The following is a 6,195-nucleotide window of genomic DNA, read 5'->3' as shown; positions in this document are numbered from 1 at the left end:
TAATCCAGCAAACATAATAGATATCGCTTGAGCTTCTTTTCCCTTATCGGCAAGACGACTAGCTACTACAGCTCCTACGCCAAAAAAAGCACCATGAGGCAATCCAGATAACAATCGAGTTAAAAAAAAGAATTCGTAATTTGGTACAATTATAGATAAAGAATTAAAGAAAGCGAGCATAGCAGCCAAAATTAAAAGAGTTTTCTTCGGTGGGTAATTTCGAGCCATGATAACCAACAAAGGTGCACCAATGACTACGCCTAGCGCATAAGCCGAAATTAAGTATCCTGCAATTGGAATACTAACTTTTAAATCTGAAGCAACATCAGGTAAAATCCCCATCATCACAAACTCCGTAATTCCTATCGTTAAACCTCCCAAAGAGAGTGAAATCAAGCTTTTTCTCATATCTTTTTATAGTAATTTTGTCTTTTGCAAATTTAGATACAAAAACCTCAAATAAATTGTAATTTTACGACATAAACTTGCAACTATAGGCTATGAAAAAATTAAATCAATTTGACACTTTAGTGATTGATGAATTTGAGGAAGACAAATATCATCTTCCTACGCATAGTCACACCTATTACGAGATCATTTACATCATTAAAGGAAATGGAATCCATCAGTTAAATAACAACTTGCTTCCGTATCAATCTGGAGATTTGTTTGTAATCTCAACCGACGATGAGCACTATTTTGACATAAAAAAAAGAACCCGCTTTTTCTTTATAAAATTCACAGATACCTATTTTAATTCGAATAAAAAATTGTCCTGCGATGAATTTCTACTCAATACTCCCGAGAATATCATGCGTGATAAATCACTCAAAGAAAATGTATTAAAACTTGATAAAACTTGCGCAAGCATATTAAAAAACACCATTGATAACATAAGAAGTTACAATTGCAAAGCCAATATTTCTACTTCACCAATAGCATTCTATCAAATCTTATCCATTTTTGGATTGATAAAAGAAAGCCTGCAACAGCAAAATATAAAAATCACAGGCTCTGGAATAGACAACGACCAAATAATCTCTTATATTCATCAGAATATTTACAGACCAAAACTGGTTCAAATTAAAACTATTGCAGATCATTTTAATATTTCGCAAAGTTATTTTGGAACTTATTTCAAGCGAAATTTTTCAATAAGCTACAGAGACTACAGCAACAAACTGAGAGTTCAATTAATCGAGAAAAGAATTCTGAACAAGCAATTATCAATGAAGCAAATTGCCTATGAATTTGGTTTCACCGATGAAAGTCATCTTTCCAATTACTTCAAAAAACAAAGAAACATGAAACCTAGTGCTGTAAAGAAATTATAACATAGTTACTCCTTCACAATCTCAATTTTTCTTCGAATTTCGTTTCCGAATTCATCAACAACCGTGATGTAATGAAATCCCGTCGTGGCCGAAATAGGCATTTCATGAAAGGTTTTGGTTGTCCCTTTGTACACATTGTCCACGTACCAAAACAGCTTGCTTTCTCTTTGGGAATGGGCCACTTTTAGAATAACAGGCTGCACTTCACTGTTGAAATTTTTGGTGAGATAGATTTTGCTATTGGTTTTTGGATAAATAAAATCCATCGTTGCCGTTTGTGTCCCCATACAATCATTCCGGAACGGTGGTAATGGCAAATACTCTATATGCTGGCTTTTGTAATACCAAGCCATTACTGGAGGCAACACAAACCAATTTTTAGTCACTATATTACCTATGCTCTCGCAACTGCTGTTGACTTGAAATTGCTGTGCTTTATCCAAATGCACCGTTTTGTGATAGGGGCAAACAGAAGTGTTTTTCCCTTTTTTGGGAACGAGTTGCTTTATTACAGGGCATCCTTCTTTGGCTAAATACCCGCTCAAACTGCAGACCTCAACTTCCTCTAAATCTTTATACGGCGTATCGAACCACCTCTGTCTTGGCAACAAATTAAAAACATCGAATAAAATAGGTGCCGCGCTGGTAACTCCTGTCAATGTAGGTCTACCCTCGCCTGTTGCATTGCCAACCCATATGCCTACAACATATCTGGCATTGGTTCCTATCGCCCAAGCATCACGGTTTCCAAAACTTGTTCCGGTTTTCCAAGCAATTTTCAGCGAACTGTCATAAAACTTCCAGGCTTCATCTCCTTCTGGACGATTTACTTGTTCCATTGCATTATAAGTCTGCCATATTGAACCTGCTCCCAAAATGTTCTTTTGCTTGGTTTCATCGCCAAAATCAACTTGAAAATTATCATCATAATTTAATTCGGCAAATTCATTGGTTCTGTATTTTCCTTGATTTTTATTAAAATAATTCAAAGTTGAGGACAAACCTGCATAGGTTCGGCACAAATCCCATAAATTGCTTTCGGCTCCACCCAAAATAAGCGATAAACCGTAATGGTCTGGAGGCTTTGAAATATCCCGCAATTTGAATCGTTGTAATTCTTCGTAAAATTTATTCACTCCAAAATCCTGCAGCATCAATACAGCCGGAATATTCAAGGAACGTGACAACGCCCTATGCGCAGGAACTGCTCCGTCAAATGTCAAGTTGAAATTTTGAGGCGTGTAGCCTGAAATCTGCGTTGGAATATCCGCCACTAGTGTATTCGGCAATAACTCGCCATCGTCGAGCATAGCGGCATACAAAAGCGGTTTCAGAATACTTCCCGTGCTCCTTGGTGCATCAATAATATCTACATCTTTTTGATGATTAATATCCGTAGGCGAATTGCCTACATAACTCAACACTTTTCTGTTAGACACATCTATGACCAAAATAGCTAAATTATGAACTTCATTTTGCTTGTATTGGTTGTAATAATATTTGGCAATTTGATTGACTCTGTTTTGTAAACCAATTTCTATTGTCGTTTTCACCCGAGTTCCTTCTTGGTTCTTTGCTACACGCTGCAATAAATGAGGTGCTATTTGAGGCAACTCATACGGTTTTTGAGGCAATGGTTCGTCTATCGAAAGTTCATAGGTCTGTTTATCAATTACACCCTCTTGATTGAGTTTCAATAAAAGTCGATTGCGTTTATTCAATAGTTTAATTTGGTTTTTTCCCGGATAAATCAGACTTGGCGCATTCGGCAAAACGGCCAAAGTAGCACTTTCTGCCCAAGACAATTGATGGGATTGCACGCCAAAATACCGCCAAGAAGCCATCTCCAATCCCACTACATTCCCTCCAAAAGGTGCGTGAGCGGCATATAATTCTAAAATTTCGTTTTTAGAATACCCCAACTCTAATCTCGTGGCAAGAATGAGTTCGATTATTTTTTCAAAATAAGTTCTTCCTTTCCCATTTCTGGATAACCGAATAACTTGTTGGGTCAAGGTGCTTCCCCCACGAACAACTTTTCCCGCTTTCCTGTTTTGTTGAAAAGCATTGAACATTGCCGCTGGATTGAATCCGGGATGTTTATAGAAATATTCATCTTCAAAATAGACGATACATTTCTTGAATTTGTCAGGAACGCTGTCTTGTGCTGGAAATCGCCATTGTCCGTCAAGAGCAATTTTGGCGCCAAGCAATTCTCCTTCTTTACTTTCAATCACAGTAGAATAGGGTTCATGAAATAAAGTTCTTGGTAACGAAAAACAATAAACCACCAACAGCAAAAATGCTATTGATGATTTTATTTTATGCTGCTTTATCCAATTGATCATGCGTTGTAGGAACGCAATTAGTTTATTTTTCAAAGTGAATTTTGTTTGTATTCTTTCCTTATTTCACCACTTGAACCCAAAACCCTTTGGTTCTTGCCAAAAACGTATTGTCATACATTGCTTCGCATTGTAGTCCCGGAAAATAATACGTTCCTAAATAAGAAGCATTCAGTAATATTCTAAAAGTTTTTATTTCTCCGGCTTTCAATCCAAAATAAAAATTGGTTCGGTCATCGCGGATGTCAATATAATCGGCAATATTATTGGTCGCATCGCCATAATCCGTGAAACGGGTATTAACGATTTCGAAACCGGAAGGTAAAATCTGTGATAACGCCACATTTTCTACATGTTCATTTTTTTGGTTTCTAACGGTTACTTCAGCAACAAACTCAGTCCCTTGATTGATTTTAGAAACATTAATAACTTCACCTTTTCTGTTTTTGAAAACAATGGAAGCCGAAACATTACTTTGGACAGCATTTTCTTGTCCAATAGGAAGAATCCCCGTATTCAAAACTCGAATAAATAATCTGTTCTTTCTATTGTTTTTTAAAGTCACGCTATTCGAACCCATTTTGACAACCAAACTTCTGTCGGCGATTGTTTTCATAGTTTTAATTGCCTGCGTTTTTCCGTCTTTACTAAACTGAACATCGATTCCTTTGGCACCGTTACTTACCGAAAACTTAGTCATTGCATACAAACAATAGGCTGTAGTTTGCGTGCTCATCCATTGGTCGCTTGACATTTGTTTTGCCAGTTTTATTGCCATTGCAAATGCCTTTTGCTTTTGCCCAAGTAACAACATCGTTTCCAAAGCCATTGCACGATTTCTGTCGCTGGATCCATAATAGTAATAATTGTAATTCGAATCTTCATCAACTTTACTGTCCAGAAACAAAGCCAAACCAGCTGATTTTTGCCCAGCCAATACATAAGCAGTAGCCAAACGCAATTTACTTTCGTTTGAAATTCCTTTCGTCTCACGCAATCTGTTCATTGAAGACAAATCGGGAACTCCTGCCAAGGCCAAAGTGTATAAGCGATAGGATTGCGCAAAATCATTTCCGTAACTCGGCATAAATCGCCACTGTTTGGCTTCTTTTTGTTGGTACGAAATCCATTTTGACTTAAAGTTGATAGGCAAAAAGTATCCTTTTTTCTCTGCTTCAATCATAAAATGCCCGGCATACGAAGTACCCCAATCGTCAGCAATGGTTCCACCTTGCCAATACGTTATTCCTCCGTTCGACAATTGAAAACCTCCGAGTCGGGTAATTCCTGCGGTAACATTTTTCTGAATCAAATCTTTAAGATTGGCATCCAAATCGGCAATATCATTCAGATACAATTGAGGAAAAACAGACGAAGTCGTTTGCTCAACACAACCGTGCGGATATTGAATCAAATACTGTAATCGCCCATTTAAATTAATGGTTGGCATTGATGAAATTTCCAATTTTGCCTTATTGCTTCCCGAAACACCAAATGTTTTCCACGAAATAGTTTTAGAACTGTTGGGTTCCAAAACCACGTCGGTAAACGTATTGGTAACCGGATTCGGATTGGTCATATCGATTTCCACATCATACACTGATTTTTCCTTACCCGAAGTTGCCACAATCTGCACTTTTCCAATTCCGGTTACAGAACCAACGGCCAAATTGAAATAAGCCATTTTTTCATCAGGCTGCGCGAACGATAATTTTTGAGTAGCACCGCCAAGAACCTTTAATCCGTTATTAGTTTTAATTTGAACCGTAACATTTTTGATGTTTTTTTCCATTGCAAAAACAGTAACCGGAATAGTTACTTTCTCAGATGGAGAAATTTTTCTAGGCAACGAAGCCAAGACCATCAGAGGACTACGGACAGGAGTTGCTTTTTCTACACTTCCATAAGCACTCGTTGTCGCATCGCCAGCCACAATCATAGTTTTTACAGAACCAATATATTTCGGTAATTTTACCTGATGCGTTTTAGTTTGTCCTTTCTCCAATTTAAAAGGTCCCATATAAATCACAACAGGTTTGAATCGGTTGGCTTTTTTGGCTTTACCTCCACCTAAATCCTGGTCACCTCCAATACTAAAAATCTGATTCACTTTTCCACCATACGCCCCAATCACATCATCATAAATATCCCAAGTTTTCACGCCCAAAGCTTCGCGAACATAAAAACTGTCCCACGCATTTGGCGCTTTAAAACGTGTTAAATCCAACAATCCTTCATCAACAATAGCTATCGTATAAGTCATTTCCTTTCCAGATTGCTCACTCACTTTTATCGCAAATGACTGTTCCGGTCGCAACACGTCTGGCATCACCAATTTGGGAGCTAGAATCGTATTTTTGTCAACCACTTCAATTGGCACAATTCCGTACATTCGGATTGGCAAATCGTTCTTAGTTGATGCGTGCGGTTGCAACAATGTAATATTAAAATACACGTTTGGTGCCATAGAAGCTGTAATCGGAATAGTCACTTTGGTTTCTCCCTTTTGGGTCTTC

4 protein-coding genes are annotated in these 6,195 nt (G+C 37.7%); 1 reads left to right on the top strand and 3 read right to left on the bottom strand.

Translation table 11 applies throughout. The features are described 5' to 3' along the window. The coding region (locus VFS71_RS03965) for an MFS transporter (RefSeq protein ID WP_326399505.1) at positions 1–408 on the bottom strand (408 nt) is incomplete at its 3' end. Between the two features lie 92 nt (positions 409–500). On the opposite strand from VFS71_RS03965, the gene VFS71_RS03960 reads away from it, so the two are divergent. Next, positions 501–1,334: an AraC family transcriptional regulator gene (locus VFS71_RS03960; protein WP_326399504.1), complete on the top strand. Its 834-nt coding sequence runs from the start codon at positions 501–503 to the stop codon at positions 1,332–1,334. A gap of 5 nt (positions 1,335–1,339) precedes the next feature. Here the strand turns inward: VFS71_RS03960 and pbpC are convergent, their stop codons facing one another. Together pbpC and VFS71_RS03950 are read right to left on the bottom strand one after the other, a co-directional pair. Further along, entirely contained in the window at positions 1,340–3,715 is a 2,376-nt protein-coding gene (gene pbpC, locus VFS71_RS03955) for a penicillin-binding protein 1C (RefSeq protein ID WP_326399503.1), read from the bottom strand. Positions 3,716–3,740: 25 nt separating this feature from the next. Then, positions 3,741–6,195 (bottom strand): alpha-2-macroglobulin family protein (locus VFS71_RS03950; RefSeq protein ID WP_326399502.1); only part of this gene is annotated, 2,455 nt, incomplete at its 5' end.

Source organism: Flavobacterium sp. (assembly GCF_035760125.1).
Taxonomy (GTDB): Bacteria; Bacteroidota; Bacteroidia; order Flavobacteriales; family Flavobacteriaceae; genus Flavobacterium.
The sequence above is the reverse complement of the archived record's forward strand: the minus strand, read 5'-3'. Positions and strand labels throughout refer to the sequence as shown.

Coding starts and splice junctions, on each gene's coding strand:
- VFS71_RS03960 (WP_326399504.1), top strand. CDS start 501: ATGAAAAAATTAAATCAATTTGACACTTTAGTGATTGATGAATTTGAG.